Annotated in this window: 18 protein-coding genes; 9 read left to right on the top strand and 9 right to left on the bottom strand. The window is 74.0% G+C overall.

Going from position 1 to position 19,148, the window contains the following annotated elements:
• Positions 1 to 300: 300 nt before the first annotated feature.
• Entirely contained in the window at positions 301 to 1,824 is a 1,524-nt protein-coding gene (locus tag PV682_RS26385) for a hypothetical protein (RefSeq protein ID WP_407705744.1), read from the top strand.
• 72 nt (positions 1,825 to 1,896) lie between these two features.
• Here the strand turns inward: PV682_RS26385 and PV682_RS26380 are convergent, their stop codons facing one another.
• Together PV682_RS26380 and ypfJ are read right to left on the bottom strand one after the other, a co-directional pair.
• The gene (locus PV682_RS26380) at positions 1,897 to 2,310 is read right to left on the bottom strand and encodes a VOC family protein (protein ID WP_319734051.1); all 414 of its coding nucleotides are present in this window, start codon (positions 2,308 to 2,310) and stop codon (positions 1,897 to 1,899) included.
• An 82-nt stretch (positions 2,311 to 2,392) separates the two neighbouring features.
• A complete protein-coding gene (gene ypfJ, locus PV682_RS26375) occupies positions 2,393 to 3,283 on the bottom strand; it encodes a KPN_02809 family neutral zinc metallopeptidase (RefSeq protein WP_319734049.1) in 891 nt (296 codons plus the stop codon).
• Between the two features lie 190 nt (positions 3,284 to 3,473).
• Between ypfJ and PV682_RS26370 the strand changes: the two genes are divergently transcribed.
• The 3 genes from PV682_RS26370 to PV682_RS26360 all read left to right on the top strand — a co-directional run bounded on the left by PV682_RS26370 (position 3,474) and on the right by PV682_RS26360 (position 6,549).
• On the top strand, positions 3,474 to 5,072 hold the full coding sequence (locus tag PV682_RS26370; RefSeq protein WP_319734047.1) for an ABC-F family ATP-binding cassette domain-containing protein: 1,599 nt from the start codon (positions 3,474 to 3,476) through the stop codon (positions 5,070 to 5,072).
• 345 nt (positions 5,073 to 5,417) lie between these two features.
• Entirely contained in the window at positions 5,418 to 5,639 is a 222-nt protein-coding gene (locus tag PV682_RS26365) for a helix-turn-helix domain-containing protein (RefSeq protein WP_010355597.1), read from the top strand.
• A 118-nt stretch (positions 5,640 to 5,757) separates the two neighbouring features.
• Positions 5,758 to 6,549, top strand: coding sequence for an enoyl-CoA hydratase/isomerase family protein (locus tag PV682_RS26360; protein WP_319734040.1), 792 nt, complete (start codon positions 5,758 to 5,760; stop codon positions 6,547 to 6,549).
• A 157-nt stretch (positions 6,550 to 6,706) separates the two neighbouring features.
• On the opposite strand, the gene PV682_RS26355 is transcribed toward PV682_RS26360, so the two are convergent.
• Positions 6,707 to 7,375: a nucleopolyhedrovirus P10 family protein gene (locus tag PV682_RS26355; protein WP_319734038.1), complete on the bottom strand. Its 669-nt coding sequence runs from the start codon at positions 7,373 to 7,375 to the stop codon at positions 6,707 to 6,709.
• A gap of 94 nt (positions 7,376 to 7,469) precedes the next feature.
• Between PV682_RS26355 and PV682_RS26350 the strand changes: the two genes are divergently transcribed.
• The 5 genes from PV682_RS26350 to amaP are packed head-to-tail and all read left to right on the top strand — an operon-like array spanning position 7,470 to position 9,727.
• On the top strand, positions 7,470 to 7,934 hold the full coding sequence (locus PV682_RS26350) for an Asp23/Gls24 family envelope stress response protein (RefSeq protein ID WP_055722139.1): 465 nt from the start codon (positions 7,470 to 7,472) through the stop codon (positions 7,932 to 7,934).
• 31 nt (positions 7,935 to 7,965) lie between these two features.
• Positions 7,966 to 8,151 (top strand): hypothetical protein, encoded by a 186-nt coding sequence (locus tag PV682_RS26345; RefSeq protein ID WP_319734034.1) that lies wholly within the window; start codon positions 7,966 to 7,968, stop codon positions 8,149 to 8,151.
• Complete coding sequence (locus PV682_RS26340; RefSeq protein WP_055722137.1) at positions 8,148 to 8,492, top strand: Asp23/Gls24 family envelope stress response protein; 345 nt, start codon at positions 8,148 to 8,150, stop codon at positions 8,490 to 8,492. The genes PV682_RS26345 and PV682_RS26340 overlap by 4 nt, the downstream gene beginning before the upstream one ends.
• Entirely contained in the window at positions 8,489 to 9,142 is a 654-nt protein-coding gene (locus tag PV682_RS26335) for a DUF6286 domain-containing protein (RefSeq protein WP_319734031.1), read from the top strand. The genes PV682_RS26340 and PV682_RS26335 overlap by 4 nt, the downstream gene beginning before the upstream one ends.
• 6 nt (positions 9,143 to 9,148) lie before the next feature.
• Positions 9,149 to 9,727 carry an alkaline shock response membrane anchor protein AmaP gene (gene amaP, locus PV682_RS26330; protein ID WP_319734029.1) on the top strand — a complete coding sequence of 193 codons (579 nt, stop codon included), beginning with the start codon at positions 9,149 to 9,151 and terminating at the stop codon, positions 9,725 to 9,727.
• A gap of 4 nt (positions 9,728 to 9,731) precedes the next feature.
• On the opposite strand, the gene PV682_RS26325 is transcribed toward amaP, so the two are convergent.
• The 6 genes from PV682_RS26325 to PV682_RS26300 all read right to left on the bottom strand — a co-directional run bounded on the left by PV682_RS26325 (position 9,732) and on the right by PV682_RS26300 (position 19,075).
• Positions 9,732 to 10,487, bottom strand: coding sequence for an SDR family oxidoreductase (locus PV682_RS26325; RefSeq protein ID WP_319734027.1), 756 nt, complete (start codon positions 10,485 to 10,487; stop codon positions 9,732 to 9,734).
• Positions 10,488 to 10,492: 5 nt separating this feature from the next.
• Positions 10,493 to 12,274, bottom strand: coding sequence for a glycoside hydrolase family 15 protein (locus tag PV682_RS26320; RefSeq protein ID WP_407705743.1), 1,782 nt, complete (start codon positions 12,272 to 12,274; stop codon positions 10,493 to 10,495).
• 55 nt (positions 12,275 to 12,329) lie between these two features.
• On the bottom strand, positions 12,330 to 13,127 hold the full coding sequence (locus PV682_RS26315) for an SURF1 family cytochrome oxidase biogenesis protein (RefSeq protein WP_319734025.1): 798 nt from the start codon (positions 13,125 to 13,127) through the stop codon (positions 12,330 to 12,332).
• A 57-nt stretch (positions 13,128 to 13,184) separates the two neighbouring features.
• Positions 13,185 to 14,177: a DEDDh family exonuclease gene (locus tag PV682_RS26310; RefSeq protein ID WP_319734023.1), complete on the bottom strand. Its 993-nt coding sequence runs from the start codon at positions 14,175 to 14,177 to the stop codon at positions 13,185 to 13,187.
• A 41-nt stretch (positions 14,178 to 14,218) separates the two neighbouring features.
• Positions 14,219 to 16,801 (bottom strand): MXAN_6230/SCO0854 family RING domain-containing protein, encoded by a 2,583-nt coding sequence (locus PV682_RS26305; protein WP_319734020.1) that lies wholly within the window; start codon positions 16,799 to 16,801, stop codon positions 14,219 to 14,221.
• 582 nt (positions 16,802 to 17,383) lie between these two features.
• Positions 17,384 to 19,075, bottom strand: a complete 1,692-nt coding sequence (locus PV682_RS26300; protein WP_319734018.1) for a CoA transferase — start codon at positions 19,073 to 19,075, stop codon at positions 17,384 to 17,386.
• Positions 19,076 to 19,148 lie beyond the last annotated feature (73 nt).

Here is a 19,148-nt window from a genome sequence, read left to right as displayed (position 1 = left end):
TGGCCGAACGCCGACCCTCGTCGGCGCCGCCCGGCGAGACCGGCGCGGGCCGCACCGGCGTGATTCCCCTCGACACCGGTCCGCGTTCCCCCGGCGTACGTCCCCGCGACACCCCCGCATGCCCCGTCGGTGTGAGTCCCGGCACACCCGCCCGCCCCGGTAGCGGAGATTCCGCTTGGCCCCGTACCTGCCCCGAGCACCCGCTCCGACCCCTCGCCGCACCCCGTGCGTTGGCCAGTCCCGTAGCCGCCCGTGACATTCCGTTTGGGTTTTCGGACCGTCAACCGGAAGACTGCACCCGTGACGTCCCGTATCCCGCGCGACTCCAGGCTTCGACTCGTCCGCCCGCGACCCCTGGCCGCCGCCCCCTCAGCTGTGAACCAGCGGCGCCCGCGCCGCGCCGCGCCCCGCCCACCGGAAGGCACACCGGCCCCGGCGGAACTGGCCAGAATGGCTCGCTCGGGCCTGGCCGCCGCCGCCCGCGTGGCCCGCTGGGCGGACAACGCCCTCGGCCCCGGCAAGGACGCCGCGACCATCGACGGCAGGGCGACCCTCTCCGAGGCGACCGCGCGGCGCGCGGCGAGCGACCTCGGCCTGAGCGTCGACCAGGTCCGCGCCGACTGGGACACCGCGAGGCTCGCCGGCCTCATCGAGGTGCACGGCGCGAGCGCGCGCCCCGGCTGGCGGCTGCGCGCCTGGGACCGCGACGACAGCGCGGTGCTCCGCGGCTGGGTGGCCCTCTTCGACGCCTGGTCCCTCGCGGTCCCCGAACCCGCGGGCGAGGAGCCCGCCACGGTCGCCGAGGTCGTCTCGGCGATGCCGCAGGTCCTCTCCTTCCTCCAGCTCTCCGCCGGGCCCGTGCCCGTCGAACAGCTCCTCGACCTCCTCGCCCAGCGCGTCACCGAACTCCGCACGGAACGCTGCGAGATCCCGTACGCCGCGGGGGCGGACGGGGACGCGGACACGGCGGAGACCGGCGGGTTCACCGCCCCGGCACTCACGGCGGCCACCGGAGCCGCGGGGCCCGCCGCGCCCACCGGCCCCGTCGCGGTCCCCGCCCTCGACGACCCCGACCCCCTCACCGCGAAACCCGCCGACCCCGTCGAGCTCGCCCCCCTCCTCGACTGGGCCCTCCACGCGCTGGCGACCGTCGGCGCGCTCACGGGCGGCGCCGGACAGGCCACCCTCACCCCCCTGGGCAGCTGGGCGACCTGGGTCAAGCTGGAGCAGATCTGCGTGGCCGCGCAGAGCCCCGCCGGGAACATCGAGCAGGCCGCCGAGGACATGCTCCGCGGCTGCGCCCAGCTGCGCCCGAACGCGGCCCGCTCCGAGTACCGCGCCTGGCTCGCCGCCCGCACGGTCGGCAGCGCGGTCACGGAACTCCTGGTCGCCGCGCGCGGCGAGGACGCGCTCCTGCGGGGCCTGGCCTTCGAGGCGCTGCGCGTCGTCGGCGCCCCGGCCGAGCCGGACGTCCGCGCGGTCGTCGACGAACCCGCGCTGCGCCCGTACGCCCTGCTGTGGCTCGCTGAGCACGACGGCGTCGACCCGGAGGACGCGCACGAGGTCCTCACACGCGAGGAGGCGACCTGGCTCTGGGTGGACACGGCCGCCGCCGTCGCCGACCACGGCGAGGCCCCCATGCTGGTCCGCCACCTCGAATCCGCGCTCCAGCCGACCGTACCCGCGCTCCTGAACGAGGTCCGCGCGGTCGGCCATCCCCGCACCGTCCAGGTCCTGGTCGCCCTCGCCGCCGCCCACCCGGACCCGGCCCTCGCGAAAGCCGTCCGCAGAGCGGCCTTCCAGGTCCACACCGGAGGCAGCTGACCGCCCCGCAGGGGGCGCCCCACCGCCCCCGAGAACCCCCACACCTCCCGCACCCCCCACAGCCTCCTCATCTCACCCCCTGACCTCCGGCGCGTACGTCCCGAACGACCACACGTTCCCCTCCAGGTCCCGCGCCATGTAGTCCCGCGCCCCGTAGTCCTGGTCGGTCGGCGGCATCAGGATCTCCGCGCCCTGCTCCACCGCCCGCCGGTGATGCGCGTCCACGTCGTCCACCACGACGTACGTCCCCGTCGGACCCGCGCCCTTCATCGCCGTGTCGAAGGCTCCGCCCCGGCCCTTGGAGCCGAGCATCACGACCCCGTTCCCGTACACCAGCTCGGCGTGGAGGATCACCCCGCCCTCGCCCTCGTACACCGTCAGTTCCGTGAAGCCGAAGGCTTCCGTGAGCTGCCGGATCGCCGCCTTCGCGTCGCCGTACAGCACCGTCGGACAGATGCTCGGACGCCCGCTCGCCGCTCCCGCCATGCCGACCACTCCCTGACCGGTCCCTGTGGATTCCTGCCGGAAAATCACCTGTCGCCCAGTCTGGCACCCCCCACTGACAACGTCAGCGGAACGTGTCGCACCGCTCCATGTCACCGCCGCGGTACCCGGTGTCGAACCACTGCTGCCGCTGCCGCGCCGACCCGTGCGTCCAGGACTCCGGCGTGACCCGCCCCTGGAACCGCTCCTGGATCCGGTCGTCCCCGACGGCGGCAGCCGCGTCGAGCCCGTCGCGGATGTCGGCGGCGTCGACGTTCGTCAGCAGGGGACGCCCGGTCGCGGAGTCCTTCGTGGTGGTGGCGTGCCGCGCCCAGACACCGCCGTAGCAGTCCGCCTGGAGCTCGACCTTCACGGCGTTGCTGTCCGCGCCCGTACGCCCGTCCTGCGACCGCTTCAGCGTGCCGAGGAGGTCCTGGACGTGGTGGCCGTACTCGTGCGCGACGACGTACGCCTGCGCGAAGGACCCGCCGCTCGCCCCGAACTTCGTGCGCAGCTCCTCGAAGAAGCCGAGGTCGAGGTAGACCTTGCGGTCGCCGGGGCAGTAGAACGGCCCGACGGCGGCGCTCGCCTGCCCGCACGCGGTGTTCACGCGCCCGCTGAACAGGACCGTCGGCGACGGCGTGTACGTGCCGCCGCGCCGCCGGAACTCCTCGCTCCAGTAGTCCTGCACGCTGTTGACGACGGCCACGATCCGGCAGTCGTCCTTGGTGTTCGCGTCCCGCCCGGTCCGGCAGGTCTGCTGCACCTGCGCCAGGGAGGAGGCGGTGGCGGCCGGCTCGTCGCTCCCCGAGGAGAGCCCGAGCTGGTCGGGGCCGACGCCGAGGAACAGCGCCAGCAGGAGCGCGACCACCCCGGCGATCCCGCCGCCGACAGTGGCCCGCCCGCCCGGGATCCGGCTCCCGCGCACGTCCTGCACCTCGGAGGTGTCCAGCGGCGCGTCGTCGTCGAACTGCATGCGCCCAGCGTGCCGCGCGATCGGCGCCCCCGCCCCCGCAGCTCACCCGGACGGGCCGGCGCCCGGGGCCGCAAAAGCGCTTGCGAGCCCCCGTTAGACTGGCCTCATGGCCATTCTCCTCGCGCATTAGACGACGGGATCGTCCGCACACCCTCGTCCAGTCATCCCAAACACGCCCTGGAGTCTGTCCGTGATCTCCGCCTCCGGTATCGAACTGCGCGCAGGCGCCCGCATCCTCATCGAGAGCGCCACCTTCCGCGTCGCCAAGGGCGACCGCATCGGCCTCGTCGGCCGCAACGGCGCAGGCAAGACGACCCTGACGAAGGTCCTGGCCGGCGAGGGCCAGCCCGCCGCGGGCCAGGTCGCCCGCTCCGGCGAGGTCGGCTACCTCCCCCAGGACCCGCGCACCGGCGACCTCGACGTCCTCGCCCGCGACCGCATCCTCTCCGCGCGCGGGCTCGACGTACTGATCCGCAAGATGCGCGACAACGAGCAGCGCATCGCCAACGGCAGCGGCGCCACCCGCGAGAAGGCCCTGCGGCAGTACGAGCGCCAGGAGACCGAGTTCCTCACCAAGGGCGGGTACGCCGCCGAGGCGGAGGCCGCGACGATCGCCGCCGCGCTGAACCTCCCCGACCGCGTGCTCGGCCAGCCCCTGCACACGCTCTCCGGCGGTCAGCGCCGCCGCGTGGAGCTGGCCCGCATCCTGTTCTCCGACGCGGACACGCTCCTGCTCGACGAGCCGACCAACCACCTCGACGCCGACTCGATCGTCTGGCTGCGGGACTACCTGAAGACCTACCGGGGCGGCTTCATCGTCATCTCCCACGACGTGGACCTCGTCGAGACGGTCGTCAACAAGGTGTTCTACCTGGACGCCAACCGCGCCCAGATCGACGTCTACAACATGGGCTGGAAGCTCTACCAGCAGCAGCGCGAGGCCGACGAGAAGCGCCGCAAGCGCGAGCGGCAGAACGCCGAGAAGAAGGCCGCCGCGCTCAACGCGCAGGCCGACAAGATGCGCGCCAAGGCCACCAAGACGGTCGCCGCGCAGAACATGGCCAAGCGCGCCGACCGGCTGCTGGCGGGCCTGGAGGCGGTCCGCGCCTCCGACAAGGTCGCCAAGCTCCGCTTCCCCGAGCCCGCGCCCTGCGGCAAGACCCCGCTGATGGCGGAGGGCCTGTCGAAGTCGTACGGCTCCCTGGAGATCTTCACGGACGTCGACCTCGCCATCGACAAGGGCTCGCGCGTCGTCATCCTCGGCCTCAACGGCGCGGGCAAGACGACCCTGCTGCGCCTCCTCGGCGGCGTCGAGAAGCCCGACACGGGCGAGGTCAGGCCCGGTCACGGTCTCAAGCTCGGCTACTACGCGCAGGAGCACGAGACGCTCGACCCGGAGCGCACGGTCCTGGAGAACATGCGCTCCTCCGCGCCCGACCTCGACCTCGTGGAGGTCCGCAAGACGCTCGGCTCGTTCCTGTTCTCCGGGGACGACGTCGACAAGCCCGCGGGCGTCCTGTCCGGCGGCGAGAAGACCCGGCTCGCGCTCGCGACCCTCGTCGTCTCCTCGGCCAACGTCCTGCTGCTCGACGAGCCCACCAACAACCTCGACCCGGCCTCCCGCGAGGAGATCCTCGGCGCGCTGCGCACCTACAAGGGCGCCGTCGTCCTCGTCACCCACGACGAGGGCGCGGTGGAGGCGCTCCAGCCCGAGCGGATCATCCTGCTGCCCGACGGCGTCGAGGACCTGTGGGGCGCGGACTACGCGGATCTGGTCGCCCTGGCTTGATCGAATGGATGATCCACTGAGTATGGATCATTCGGCCTACCGGTGATCCATCATCTGTGTGAGATCTCCTCGTATCGAGGTGTGTCCGTTCCGCTTTTCCCGGCCGGTCCCTTTGTCGACAACCGTCGACGGGGGGCCGGCCTTCGTTCCTCTCTGACCTGCGTGTTCACGCAAAGTGGCGTTCGACGGAGCGGACGCGGTCGTTCGGAATATCGTCTTCCGTTTGTGGAGACGTGCTCCTGTCGTCAAAACCCTCACCCACGGACCTTGCCGAATGGGTGGCCAGGATCGCCGGGAGGGGTGATCATGAGGGGACCAGAGCGCACTTCCCATGAGGAGGCACGGGTGGCCGAGACTCTGAAGAAGGGCAGCCGGGTGACCGGCGCCGCGCGCGACAAGCTCGCGGCAGACCTGAAGAAAAAGTACGACTCCGGGGCGAGTATCCGGGCGCTGGCCGAAGAGACCGGCCGCTCGTATGGCTTCGTCCACCGGATGCTCAGCGAGTCGGGCGTCACGCTCCGTGGGCGTGGCGGCGCGACGAGGGGCAAGAAGGCCGCTACGTCCTGACGTCGGGCGGCCCATCGTTCCTCGATGGTGGCCACCCGGTCGGCGCACAGATCGACCGGGTGGTTACTGTGCAGTCACTTAGCTGTACTCAGGTGACCGCACCCATCGGAGGCGCCCCATGGCTTCGCTCGCACCGGCACTGGACAAGGACGGCGTACGGCTCACCGTCGACGACACGCTCGCCACGGTGACGCTGACCAACCCGGCCAAGCGCAATGCGCAGAGCCCCGCGATGTGGCGGGCGCTCGCCGAGGCCGGGCGGTCACTGCCGGGCTCCGTGCGCGTCGTCGTGCTGCGCGGCGAGGGCAAGTCCTTCTCCGCCGGGCTCGACCGGCAGATGTTCACGCCCGAGGGCATCGAGGGCGAACCGTCCTTCGTGGACCTCGCGCGCCGTGGCGACGCCGAACTCGACGCCGCCATCGCCGGGTTCCAGGAGGGCTTCACCTGGTGGCGGCGCAGCGACATCGTGTCCGTCGCCGCCGTCCAGGGCCACGCCATCGGCGCGGGCTTCCAGCTCGCGCTCGCCTGTGACCTGCGCGTCGTCGCCGACGACGTGCAGTTCGCCATGCGCGAGACCAGCCTGGGCCTCGTCCCCGACCTCACGGGCACCCACCCGCTGGTCTCCCTGGTCGGCTACGGCCGCGCCGCGGAGATCTGCCTGACCGGCCGCTACGTCCACGCCGACGAGGCCCTCCGCATCGGCCTCGCCAACGCGGTCGTCCCCGCCGCCGGCCTCGACAAGGCCGTACAGGACCTCACGGCCACCCTCCTCACGGCCCCCCGGGACGCCGTCGTGGAGACGAAGGCCCTCCTCCAGGGCGCGGCGGGCCGCTCGTACGACGACCAGCGCGCGGCGGAACGCACGGCGCAGGCCCGCAGGCTCAGGGACCTGGCGGGGCTGGGGGAGTAAGGGCGGGGGCCGGGGGCCGTACGACGCTCCGGTGCCGGAAGCGGGGCGGCGGCGGTAGATCGTGCCGGTGCGCCCTGCCCGCGCGTCACGCCCTGCCCGGTGCCGGAGCCGGTGAGGCTGCCGGAGGTGCACCCGCCCCCGTGTCACCTCCGCCCGCTCACCCCACGGCGACCACCAGCACCGCCGCCGTCGGGCTCCCCGGCAGCCGCTGCGCCGCCGTGCGGGCCTCGCGTGCCACGTCCAGCGTCCGCAGGTCCGCGCGTACGGCGATCTCCACGCGCGCGTGCGTGCGCGGCAGCGCGTTCGTCCCGGCCCGCTCCTCCAGGCGTACGGTGCCGCCCAGCACCCCCGGCACCCCGGCCAGGGCCTCGGGCAGGGGCCCCTGCCACGGGCGGAGCGGCTCCGGCTCGTCCGGCGGGTCCTCCGGGAGGACCAGGCCCGTCACCCGCAGGTCGATCTCCGTGACGACGAGTCCGAGGCGCTGCGCCGACGCCGCCGCGAGGGCCGCGCGCAGCCGGGCGGCCGAGTTCGGCAACGGCTCCGTCGGGCGGGCGGAGAACTCCGCGGTCATCTTCAGAGGGCCCGGCGGGAGGGCCGTCGGGGGCGGCGGTACGACCGGGTCGTGCGCGTTCTCCGGATCGGTGAGCGTCAGCCGCAGGGGGCCCAGGCGGGCGCCCTCGACGTTGCCCGCCACCGCCCGCCCGAGGACCGTCTCCGCGACGCTCTCCGCGATCCAGCAGCCGTCGCGCGGGCCGCCGAGGGGAAGGAACCTGCCGAGTCCGAGATGGTGCCGGACCGTCTGACGCCAGTGCTGCTCCGCAGTCATTCCACCAGCCTGCCGCATCCCCGGGGCGCTGTGGGGCAACCGCGCTTACGGTTGGTTTGACCGAAGGCGGACGGCCCGGAAGGACGTACGGATCATGACCGACACCACGCAGAACGCCGTCGGCGAGACCGAGCAGACGGTGCGCAAGGCCGTGAAGCGGGGCGGCGGGGACCCCGCGACCAGGGGACGGACGACGATCGCCGACGGTGTCGTGGAGAAGATCGCGGGGCTCGCCGCGCGGGACGTCGTCGGCGTGCACGCCATGGGCAGCGGGCTCAGCCGCACCTTCGGCGCCGTGCGCGACCGCGTCCCCGGCAGCTCCAAGTCCGTCTCGCGCGGCGTGAAGGCCGAGGTCGGCGAGGTGCAGACCGCGCTGGACCTGGAGATCGTCGTCGACTACGGCGTCTCCATCGCCGACGTCGCGCGGGCGGTCCGCGAGAACGTGATCGCCGCCGTCGAGCGGATGACGGGCCTCGAAGTCGTCGAGGTCAACATCGCCGTCAGCGACGTGAAGCTGCCGGACGAAGAGGACGACGAGCCCGAGCCCCGGATCCAGTGACCCGGTGGCCGGCGACGCGAAGGGACGACACATGAGCAGAGCCGTGATCGGCATGATCGTCGGCATGGCGCTGGGCTTCGCCGGGTACTTCGGCGGGTTCGGCGCCTTCCTCCTGGTGGCCGCCCTCGGCGCCATCGGGTTCGTCGTCGGCCGGTTCCTCGAAGGGGACCTGGACCTCGGCGACTTCCTGCGCTCGCGCGACGACCGGCGCCGATGACGTCCACCGTCGCGGCGGGCGAGCGCGGGGCGACGCGGATCGCCGACCGGGTGGTCGCGAAGATCGCCTCCCAGGCGGCCCGCGAGGCCCTCGGCCCCCTGCCGCCCGACGCGGCGCCCCCGCACGCCCTGGTGGTCGTCGCGCACGACACCGCGCGCGTACGCGTGCACCTCGAACTCGACTACCCCACCGACATCGCGGCCCGCTGCCGCGCGGTGCGTCGAAACGTGGTCGAGCGGGTACGCGCGTTGGTGGGAATGGACGTGCCGGACGTCGCCGTCACCATCGAACGGCTCCACCCGACGGCCGCCTCCGGCGAGGCACAGGGGAGGACGCGATGAGCGAACCCCAGGGCAGCGAAGGCACGACCCAGCGGCTGCCGGTGATCCTGGAGAAGAGCCCGGAGCCGGACAGGGCCCCGGAGCCCGAAGCGGCGCCCCCACCGGCGGGCGTACGCCGCTTCTGGTCCCCCCGCCGGGCACCGGCCGCCCTCACGGCCCTCCTGGTCCTCGCCGTCGCCGGACTCTTCCTGTACGACGTCGCCGCCGTCCGCGCCGGGCACCCGGCGATGCGCTGGCGCCGCGAACTCGCCCACCAGCTCGCCGCGCGCCCCCTGGACGACACGTGGGTCCGCACCGGCGCGGGCGTCGCCGTCGCCCTCGGGCTGCTGGCCCTGCTGCTCGCCATGACCCCGGGGCACCGCGACGTCCTGCCGATGCGGCCGACCCACCCCGACGTGCGCGCGGGCCTGCACCGCGACGCCGCCGCGCTCGTCCTGCGGGACCGGGCGATGGAGGTCTCCGGCGTCCAGTCCGTCGCCGTACGGATGGGACGGCGCCGTATCGACGTCCGTACGGTGTCCCACTTCCGCGACCTCGACGAGGTGCGCGCGGATCTGGCGGCCACGCTCGCGGCGGCGCTGGACGGCCTCGGACTGGCCCACCCTCCGGCGCTGTCGATCCATGTCCGCCGGCCCGCGAAGAAGGGGTGACCCGCGATGCTCCGTACCGTCAACCGTGTCCTGCTCGGCCTCGCCGGGCTGGCCCTGCTCGCCCTGGGCGGCTCCGTGCTCGCGATCGGGCTGGGCGCAGAACCGCCCTCCTGGTGGCTCCACGGCGACCGCCACGACGCCCTCCTGACGGCCTCCCAGCGCACCCGCTGGCGCGAGGAGGGCTGGTGGTGGCCGACGGTCATCGGGGGCCTCGCCCTGATCGTCCTGCTGGCCCTGTGGTGGCTCACGGCGAACCTGCGGCGCCGCCGCCTCGGCGAGGTCCTCATCAACACCGGCGACGGCGAGTCGGCGGTCCTGCGGGGCAGCGCCCTGGAGAACGTCCTCGCCACCGAGACGGCCCACCTGGACGGCGTCTCCCACGCGCGCGTACACCTCACCGGCCGCCGCGACGCCCCGGAGACGCAGGTCCACCTGAGGGTGGAACCGCACGCGGCCCCGGGGGAGGCGCTACGGAACTTCATCACGCACTCCCTCGCGCGGGCGCGCGACTCGGCGGCCCTGAAGGCGCTGCCGACGGAGGTGCGGATGAGGGCGATGAAGCACAAGGCGGAGAGGGTCAGCTGACGGGTCAGAACCCGTGCCGCATCCCGCCGTCCACGGGGACCATGATCCCGGTCAGATAAGAAGCGGCCGGCGACAGCAGAAACGCTCCGGTGCGCCCGAACTCCTCCGGCCGCCCGTACCGCCGCAGCGGGATCCGCGCCTCGTTCGCGGCCCGCGTCGCCTCGGGGTCGGCGGACAGGGCGTCCAGCTCGCGCACGCGGTCCGTGTCGATCCGCGCCGGCAGCAGCCCCACGACCCGGACGCCCCGCGGCCCCAGCTCGTCCGCCAGGGACTTCGCGAACCCGGCGAGCCCGGGCCGCAGCCCGTTGGAGATCGTCAGCCCGGGGATCGGCTCGTGCACGGACCCCGACAGCACGAACCCGATGACACCCCCCTCGTCCAGCTCGGCGGCAGCCGCGCGCGCGAGCCGTACGGCGCCGAGGAAGACGGACCGGAACGCGGCCTCCCACTGCTCGTCCGTGTTGTCGGCGACGAACCCGGGCGGCGGCCCGCCCACGCTGACGAGGACCCCGTCGAACCGCCCGAACGCCTCGCGCGCGCGGGCGATGAGCCGGTCCGCCGCGTCGGGCTCGGCGTTGTCGACGGCGACCCCGACCGCGTCCCCGCCCAGCTCGCGCACCGCCTGCGCGACCCGCTCCTCGTCCCGCCCGGAGACGACCACCTTCGCCCCGTCCGCCAGCAGCTCGCGCGCGACCGCGTTGCCGAGCCCGCGGGTGGCCCCGGTGACGACGTACACCCGGTCCTTCAGTCCAAGATCCATGGCCCCTATCCTGCCTCCCCGCCGCCGAACAGGGCGAGGGCGGAGTTGACGAGCCCGATGTGGCTGAACGCCTGCGGGAAGTTGCCCAGCTGACGGCCGCTGACAGGGTCGTACTCCTCGGCGAGCAGCCCGACGTCGTTGACGAGCCCGGCGAGCCTCTCGAAGAGGGCGAGCGCCTCCTTGCGGCGGCCGGTCAGGTGCAGCGCGTCCACGAGCCAGAACGAGCAGACCAGGAAGGTCCCCTCGGAGCCGGGCAGCCCGTCGACGGTCGTGCCGTCGGTGCTGTAGCGCCGCAGCAGCCCGTCGTGGCCGAGCTCCGCGCGCACCGCGTCGACGGTGCCGATCACGCGCGGGTCGTCGCCGGGCAGGAACCCCACGCGCGGGATCAGCAGCAGCGCGGCGTCGAGTTCGGCGGACCCGTACGACTGCGTGAAGGTGCCCCGCTCGGTGTCGTACCCGCGCTCGCACACCTCCGCGTGCACGGTGTCGCGCAGCTCGCGCCAGCCGTCGAGGTCGCCGCGCAGGTGCGGGTGCGTCTCCAGCGCGCGTACGGCGCGGTCGGCGGCGACCCACACCATCACCTTGGAGTGCGTGAACTGACGCCGCCCGCCCCGCACCTCCCACAGCCCCTCGTCGGGCTGGCGCCAGTTGTCGCGCAGCCACTCCATGAGCGCGTGCTGGAGCGCCCACACGTGCGGGCGCGCGGGCAGCCCCGAGTCCCGCGCGAGCGCGAGGGAGTCCATGACCTCGCCGTACACGTCGAGCTGGAGCTGGTCGACGGCGCCGTTGCCGACGCGTACGGGGCGCGAGTTCTCGTACCCCGACAGCCACGGCAACTCCTGCTCGGGCAGGCGGCGTTCGCCCGCCACGCCGTACATGATCTGGAGGTCGGCCGGGTCGCCGGCGACCGCGCGCAGGAGCCAGCGGTGCCAGGAACGGGCCTCCTCGTGGTAGCCGGCCGACAGCAGCGCGCCCAGGGTGAGCGTCGAGTCGCGCAGCCAGCAGTGCCGGTAGTCCCAGTTCCGTACGCCGCCCAGCTCCTCCGGCAGCGAGGTGGTGGGCGCGGCGACGATCCCGCCCGTCGGCGCGTACGTCAGCGCCTTCAGCGTGATCAGGGAACGCCGCACAGCGGCCTCGTGGGGCCCTTTGTAGCGGCAGCGGGCCGACCAGGCGCCCCAGTCCGCCAACGACGCCTCCAGGGCCTCGTAGGGGTCCACACGGGCCGGATGCGGTTCGTGCGACGGGTGCCAGGTCAGCACGAACGCGACCTTCTCGCCCTCGGCGACCTCGAACTCCGCGTGCGTACCGAAGTCCTCGCCCCACGTCCGCACCGGCGGCTCGCTGCGCAGCCACACCGAGTCCGGGCCCGCGACGGCCACCCGGTGGCCGTCCGAGCGGCGCATCCACGGCACGATCGACCCGTAGTCGAACCGCAGGCGCAGCGTGCTGCGTACGGTGACCGTGCCGCGCAGCCCCTCCACGATCCGCACGAGGTCGGGCGCCTTGTCCCGCTGGGGCATCAGGTCGGTGACCCTGATGGCGCCGTCACCGGTCTCCCACTCGGTGTCCAGGACGAGCGTGTCGCCCCGGTACGAGCGGCGGGCGCACGGTCCGGTCGCCCCCTTGGGCGCGATCCTCCAGTGGCCGTTCTCCTCGTCGCCCAGCAGGCGCGCGAAGCAGGCGGCCGAGTCGAAGCGGGGCAGACAGAGCCAGTCGACGGAGCCGTCCCGGCCGACCAGCGCGGCGGTCTGTTCGTCGCCGACGACGGCGTAGTCCTCGATGCGCATGGAGATCCGGTTTCCCTCAGGAGGGCACCGGCAATCAGACACGCGCCCGCGCGAGCTACACGGTCGCCGGTTCCGCCTGCTCCTGCTCGTCCGTCTGCTGCGCCTTCTCCGCGCGGTCGCGCAGTTCGCGGCGGACCAGCACGAACCAGCCGAACGGGACGGCGGCGGCGAACAGCCACCACTGGATGGCGTACGCGTAGTTCAGAGCCGCGTTCTCGTCGCCCGGCTTGCCGATCGGCTCCGGGGTGTCGCCCTTCGGCTCCGGCGCCGTCAGCACCAGGTATCCGCCGAGGACCGGCGCCTTCAGGCGGTTCGCCTCCTCGCCGCTGCTGATCAGCATGATCTGCCGGTCGGGGAGACCCTTGAGGTTCTTGATGCCGCTTGCCGCGGTCGTCTCGTCCGGCATCAGCCGCCCGGTGACGGTGACCTGGCCCGCCGGGGGCGCCGGGATCTTCGGGAACGCCGTCTGGCTGGGCCCGTCCGCGGGGATCCAGCCCCGGTTGACCAGCACCACCTTGCCGTCCGTCAGCACCAGCGGCGTCAGCACGTGGAAGCCGACCTCGTCGTCCGCGTTGACCCTGCGGCGGACGACGACCTCGCGCGCGGTGTCGAACCGGCCGACCGCCGTGACCGAGTGGTAGCGCTCGGAACGGGTGACCTCGTGCCCCGGGGACGTCAGCTTCTCGACCGGCACCGGGTCGGCGCGCAGCGCGCTCGCCACCAGCTCGTTGCGCGCGTGCCGCGTCTCGTACCGGTGCATCTGCCAGATGCCCAGCCGGATCATCGTAGGGATGAGGACGAGGGCGACCAGCGTGAGGATCACCCACTGCCGGGACAACAGGAAGCGGTACACCCCACGACCGTACAACCCGCTGCGCGCGCGGGCCCCGGCAGGGTCGGACGCGGCTGCCTACTCGCCGGAGTCGGCCGCCGCCACGTCCCGCAGGAGCTGGCCGAAGGCGGCCTCGTCGACGACCGGGGTGCCGAACTGGCGGGCCTTGAGGACCTTCGAGGTGCCCGAGTCGGGGTCGTTGGTCACCAGCAGGCTGGTGAGCCGGGAGATGCTCGTGGAGACGTGCAGACCGGCTTCCACCGCGCGGTCCTCCAGGAGGTCCCGCTCGGTCGACGTGTCGCCGGAGAACGCGATCCTCATGCCCTGCTTGAGCGGCTTGCCGTCCTCGAAGCGGCCGGGGTTCGGGTAGGGGCAGGGGGGCCGCTTGCGCGACGGCCGCCAGGTCGCCGGCTGCCGGTAGCCGCCGCCCTGCCGTCCGATCCACGGCGTCGCGGGGCGGTCCTGCCACTCCGTCAGCGGCCGACACTCGTGCAGCGGCAGCCGCACCCCGCGCGCGGCGGCGGCCCTGAGGCTCGGCCGGAACGCCTCCGCCAGCACGCGCGCGTCGTCCAGCGCGTGGTGCGCGCGCTGCTGGACGACGCCGAAGTGCGCGGCCAGCGTCTCCAGCTTGTGGTTGGGCAGCGGGAGCCCCAGCTCCTTGCTCAGCACGATCGTGCACAGCCGCTGCCTGACGGGCGCCTGCCGCTCGGCGCGCGCGTACTCGCGGGCGATCATCTGCCAGTCGAACACCGCGTTGTGCGCGACGAGCACGCGCCCCTCCAGGCGCCGCGAGAACTCCTCGGCGACCTCGGCGAAGAGCGGCGCCCCTTCGAGCACGTCACTCGTCAGCCCGTGGATCCACACCGGCCCCGGATCGCGCTCCGGGTTCACCAGCGTGTACCAGTGGTCCTCGACCTCCCCGCGCGCGTCCAGCCGGTAGACCGCCGCCGACACTATCCGGTCGTCCCTCGCGAGCCCGGTGGTCTCGACGTCGACCACGGCATACCCCTCGGGGTATGTGCCGGGCCAGTCGACGGGCGACGGGGTGGTGAGCATGCGGTCTTCGAGCATGGTTCCTGAGGATACGGGTCGGGACCGACAGCCCTGCCCCCTCACCCCAGGGCGGCCACCAGATCCCCGGCCGCCAGCGGCGTGAGACCCGCCCCGTCCACCGGCCCCGGCAGCAGCCGGTACACCTCGCCGCTCGCCCCCTCCGGCGCCATCCCGCCGTGCACCAGACCGAGCAACACCCGCTTCTTCGCGGCGAGTTCGGACGCCGCCGCGTCCGCGTCGCCGACCGGCTCCTGGCGGTCGGGCGCGTCCAGCACGCGTACGCGCGCGGCGAACGCCGTGGCCGACTCCCCGTCAGCGCGCCGGTAGTGCCACAGCTCGTCGAGCGCCCCCGGCACCGGCGCCCGCCGGATCACCGCCACCTCCCGCGCACGCGCACACGCGTGCCACACCGTCAGGTCCCACAGCGTCGAGCGCCCCGACGCGAAGTACTGGTGCAGGTCCCGGCCCGCCCGCGCGAGAGCCGTCGAGTGCCGGCCCACGCTGTGCAGCCCCTCGGACCCCGACAGATGCAGATCCACCCACAGGAACGTCCGCTCCTTGAGGTCCACCAGCATCGGGACGTGGATGCGCGAGTCCCCGGCCAGGTCGTACCGCTGGCGTACCGTCCGGGGGTCGTACGCCGCGCCCGCCGTCGTGGGCGTCGTGGGCAGGGTCATGAACCCGGCGAACGCGTCCAGGAGCTTCTCGAAGGGGATGTTGTTGAAGCTGAGGACGACCGGCAGCGCGTACCGCACGCCGTGCGCCCGCAGCGCGCTCAGGTCCAGGTCGACGTACTCCGTCGCGCCGTCCGGCGCCGGAGCCGACGTCAGGTCGCCGGAGTGCACCGCCCAGCGCTCGCCGTGGACCAGGTTCGTGTAGTCGCACAGGCCGACCTGCTCCCAGCCCTCGTCGAACAGGGCGACCGACAGATCGAGGTCCACGCGCGTGCGCGCGGGCTCCGTCCAGTGCAGGAACAGCCGCAGGACCTCGCCCCGGGGCAGCGGCTGCGTGCTCCCGCGCGGCACCGACACCAGCGCCTTCGCGTCCGCGCGCTCCGTCACCGGTACGGCGAGCCCGGCCAGCGCCGAGTCCACCACCGCCAGCTCCACGCGCGGGGCCGACGCGAGGCGCCGGACCGCCTCCGCCTCCAGCAGCGCGCACACCGCGCCGGTCACCGCCTCGGCGAGCGGCGGGCGCGTGTCGTCGACCGTGTACGCGTGCGTGACCTGACCGCGCGGGAAGAACACCCGGCGCGCGGCCGGGAGATGACGGACCCTCAGGCGCCCCAGGGCGGCCAGGAGAGGCGCGGGGCCCGCCTGGGGGAGGGCGGCGCGCAGGACGTCGGCGAAGTCGTCCGGGAGCGTGGGGAGGCCGTCCAGACGCAGGACGTGGTCCAGGCGGCGCAGCAGCTCGCCGGGGCGTTCGGCGAGGAGGTCCAGGGCCGTGCGGGTGTCTCTGCCGGCCAGGGCCTCCTCCACGCGCGCGTGCCAGGTCGCCGCTCTCACGCGGGTGCCGTCGATCCGTACCTCGTGGGGGTGGGCGGCTGCGGTGCGCAGGACCTCCTCGCCGAGGTCGCCCGTCATCGGCGTGCCCCGCAGGACCGCGAACGCCAGGGTCGTCCTCGGGTGCCGGGTGTGGTGTTCGAAGGGGTGCAGGGTCTCGGCCGCGCGCTTCCACGCCGTCGGGTGGCGCAGGACGTCCTCCACCAGGCGGGGGCAGCGCTCCAGGACGGCGAGCAGGCGCCGGCGGAGCGCGCGCGGGAGCGAGCGCATCCTCGGCGGCTCGATCAGGTCCGCCTCTCCGCCGGACCACACGCACAGCAGCCGCAGCACGTCCGTAGCGGTCGTCAGATGCGCGTCCAGCAGCGGGAGAACGTCCTCACGGCGGCCCTGTGCGGCCAGCAGACGGCCCAGCACCAGCGCCTTGGTCTCCCGGACCGGCACATCCCGCGGAAACCACTCCACGCCCTTCGGAGCGTGCTCCAGCAGCACGCCGAGATCCTCCCGGTCGCGGGGCGGAAGCGGGGTACGGCGGGCCAGGAGCGTCCGCAGCGCCGCGCCGGCGTCCGCGCGCGCGTCCCTGCCCAGCACCAGCACCTTGAGCGGGCCCACGGCGGCCTCGTTCCGGCGCCGCGGGCGCGTCGGCCTCAGGAAAGGGTCCGCCGCGTCGATCCTGCGGTGGCAGATCGGGCAGCCCGCGTAGTCGGCGCCGTCCCAGCACTCCCGGCACACCAGGTGCGCGCACGGAGACACCGGGTGCACACTCGCCACCGTTCCGCACAGGACGCAGGGCTGTTCCGGCCACTGGAGGAGCAGCGTGAAGACCCGGTCCACCCACAGCGCCTCCGTGTCCTCCGGCACGGACACCGGGAAGTTCCGGAACAGCGGCATGTGCGTGCGGTCCGCGCCGAGTTCTTCATCTATGTACGCGATCAACTCCCGCCCCGCACTCGCCAGTCCGGCCGGCCCCAGCCAGGCCAGCGCCTCCCTCAGCTCCCTGTCCGGCGCGAAACCCCTGTCCAGCAACTCGGCTTCCAGGGCTGTCATGCCGCCCGCCGTCGAAGGATCACCCGGGCGCGGGCCCGGCTGGTCGACGTAGACGGTACGGAGGCGGCGCAGCAGGACGGAGGCGAGTTCGGTCAAGAGGGGTCCCCCGGGAAGGTGAGGTGAGAGGCGGGGGCGGAGAGGGGGTGCGCTAGGAACTTTTCAGGAAGTTGAGAAGGAAGCACACCGGGGAGCCGCCCCCGTGGGGATGACGGTAGGGGGTGGGGAAAGGCGGGGCCACCGGTTTTTCCGGCCGAGGACCGGGCGGCCCGGCGGGGCGTGACCGGAGCCGGGGGCTGCTCGCGGCGGCAGGCGGACGCCGACGACGGGAACACCCCGCTCCCGCGGCTCCCGCGCCCCTTCGGAGAGAGGGACGAGGGGACAGGGCAACTCAGCGGCGGGGCAATCGGGTTGGGGGCCCACGGCGATGAGACGGCCCGCGCTCCCCTCCTCGGCACCGCTGCCCGCGTCCCGCACAGCGGCGACGGCGGCTCGTTACCTCGTGCCGTGTCCCGAACAGTGCCGACGGCGGTTCGTCACCCCGTGCCCGGCGTTGGCGGTTCGTCACGCCGTGCCGTGTCCCGCGCAGCGCCGACGGCGGCTCGTTACCTCGTGCCGTGTCCCGTACAGCGGCGACGGCGGTTCGTCACCCGGTGCTGGCTCCGGCACGCCCCGCCGGGTTCAGACCCACCGCGCCTCGTCCGCGCCCCACCGCCCCGGCGGCCTCTCCCAGTCCACCGGCCCGCCCTCGAACTCCACCGGCGAGCGCGCGTACCGCAACCGCCCGAGCGGGCTGTCCCGTTCGGCGAGCCAGGGCTCCGCACCAGGGCCGCCCCCAGAGCCTTGGCCGTCCCCGGGAGCAGGGCCGTCTCCGGTGCTGTGGCCCGCCCCGGGACCAGGGCTGTCCTCGGTGCCGTGCCCCGCTCTGGGAGCAGTACCGCCCCCGGTGCCATGGCCTGCCCCAGGACCAGGACTGCCCCCGGAGTTGTGCTCCGCCCCCGTACCAGGGTCGTCCTCGGTGCCGCGGCCCGCCTCGTGAGCAGGGCCGTCCCCGATGCCCTGCCCCACCCCGGGACCAGGACCACCCCCGGAGCCGCCCCCCGCCCCATCGCCCCCCTCCGTCAGCCACCGTGCCGTCCGCGCCAGCGCCAGCCGCAGTACCCTCCCGTACCCGTCCCCGTAGTCCCGTTCGGTCACCGCCCGCAGGACCCCGGCGGCCAGCAGGTACCCCGTCCCGTGGTCCAGCGCCTGCGCCGGCAGTGCGCCGGGCCGCTCTCCGTCACCCTCGGTGTCCGCGATCCCCGACGCGGCCTGCACCAGGCTGTCGAACCCCCGCCGCCCGCTCCACGGCCCGTACGCACCCCACGCCGACAGCTGCGCGACGATCACCCCGGGACGCCGCTCGGCGAGCGCCTCGGGGGAGAGGCCGAAACGGTCCAGCGCGCCGGGCCGGTACCCCGTGACGACGACGTCCGCCGACGCCAGCAACCCCTCGAACACCTCCCGGTCGGCGGCCAGATCCACCAGCGCCGACCGCTTCCCGAACCCCGTGTCCGCATGCTGGTCCGGCAACTCCGCGAGCTGCGGCGCGTCCACCCGCAGCACGTCCGCCCCGAGCAGGGCGAGCGTCCGCGTGGCGACGGGACCGGCGATGACCCGGGTGAGGTCCAGGACACGCAGACCGGCGGCGGGAAGCACCACCGGACGACGTCGCGCGTGCGCCTTCGCCTGCCCACCCACCGCCTCGCGCGCGTGCGCGCCACTCCCACCCCCGGCCCACTTCTCCCCGCGCGCATACACCCCCGCCTCCCCCAACCGCTCCCACTCCACCAACGGCCGCCTCCCCACCGCCACCGCCTGCGGGTGTCTCTCCCACTCCGCGCGCGTGCGCAACGCCACCGCGAGTCCCCCCGCCCCGTACACCGCCTCCTCCACCTCGACGGCCGACCGCTCGGCGAGGGCGGCGGCGACGGTGTCGGGCTCACCCGAGGGCACCCCGAGCCCTCGGAGCAACCGCTCCCGGTGATGGGGATAGTTCGCGTGGGTGCGCACCCACCCGTCCCCGGTCCGCCAGAACCGCGACAACGGCGCGAACGTCACCGGAGCACGCCCCCCGACCAGCAGATGGCGTTCGCTCACGAACGCGGCTGCCACGGCCCCGTCGTCCACCCGCACCCCGGGCACCTCGGTCGCCCCGGCCCGCCGGGCGCTGAGCTCGGCGGCGGCCAGCGAGCACACCGCGACACAGGCCCGGGCGAGTTCCCGTACGGGCAGCCGGGACGGCAGCACCCCGTCCCGCGCGGTCACCGAAACTCCGGCCGCCAGCGCCGGATCACCGCCCAGCGCGTCCCACGCCACCGCCGTATCGATCATGTCAACCATGATGCGCCCCGCCACCGGCACGCCCGCGCGGGGCGGGCGTGCCACAGACCAAAAGGGCGGCCCC

It is taken from the genome of Streptomyces niveiscabiei (genome assembly GCF_033794345.1).
GTDB classification, from domain to species: Bacteria; Actinomycetota; Actinomycetes; order Streptomycetales; family Streptomycetaceae; genus Streptomyces; species Streptomyces niveiscabiei.
The sequence above is the reverse complement of the archived record's forward strand: the minus strand, read 5'-3'. Positions and strand labels throughout refer to the sequence as shown.

What these genes read in the sequence shown, in the direction of transcription:
- amaP (WP_319734029.1), top strand. Translation starts at nt 9,149, where the DNA reads ATGCTCCGTACCGTCAACCGTGTCCTGCTCGGCCTCGCCGGGCTGGCC.
- PV682_RS26310 (WP_319734023.1), bottom strand. Translation starts at nt 14,177, where the DNA reads ATGCTCGAAGACCGCATGCTCACCACCCCGTCGCCCGTCGACTGGCCC.
- PV682_RS26320 (WP_407705743.1), bottom strand. Translation starts at nt 12,274, where the DNA reads ATGCGCATCGAGGACTACGCCGTCGTCGGCGACGAACAGACCGCCGCG.
- PV682_RS26340 (WP_055722137.1), top strand. Translation starts at nt 8,148, where the DNA reads ATGACGTCCACCGTCGCGGCGGGCGAGCGCGGGGCGACGCGGATCGCC.
- PV682_RS26350 (WP_055722139.1), top strand. Translation starts at nt 7,470, where the DNA reads ATGACCGACACCACGCAGAACGCCGTCGGCGAGACCGAGCAGACGGTG.
- ypfJ (WP_319734049.1), bottom strand. Translation starts at nt 3,283, where the DNA reads ATGCAGTTCGACGACGACGCGCCGCTGGACACCTCCGAGGTGCAGGAC.
- PV682_RS26335 (WP_319734031.1), top strand. Translation starts at nt 8,489, where the DNA reads ATGAGCGAACCCCAGGGCAGCGAAGGCACGACCCAGCGGCTGCCGGTG.
- PV682_RS26380 (WP_319734051.1), bottom strand. Translation starts at nt 2,310, where the DNA reads ATGGCGGGAGCGGCGAGCGGGCGTCCGAGCATCTGTCCGACGGTGCTG.
- PV682_RS26345 (WP_319734034.1), top strand. Translation starts at nt 7,966, where the DNA reads ATGAGCAGAGCCGTGATCGGCATGATCGTCGGCATGGCGCTGGGCTTC.
- PV682_RS26360 (WP_319734040.1), top strand. Translation starts at nt 5,758, where the DNA reads ATGGCTTCGCTCGCACCGGCACTGGACAAGGACGGCGTACGGCTCACC.
- PV682_RS26325 (WP_319734027.1), bottom strand. Translation starts at nt 10,487, where the DNA reads ATGGATCTTGGACTGAAGGACCGGGTGTACGTCGTCACCGGGGCCACC.
- PV682_RS26300 (WP_319734018.1), bottom strand. Translation starts at nt 19,075, where the DNA reads ATGATCGATACGGCGGTGGCGTGGGACGCGCTGGGCGGTGATCCGGCG.
- PV682_RS26355 (WP_319734038.1), bottom strand. Translation starts at nt 7,375, where the DNA reads ATGACTGCGGAGCAGCACTGGCGTCAGACGGTCCGGCACCATCTCGGA.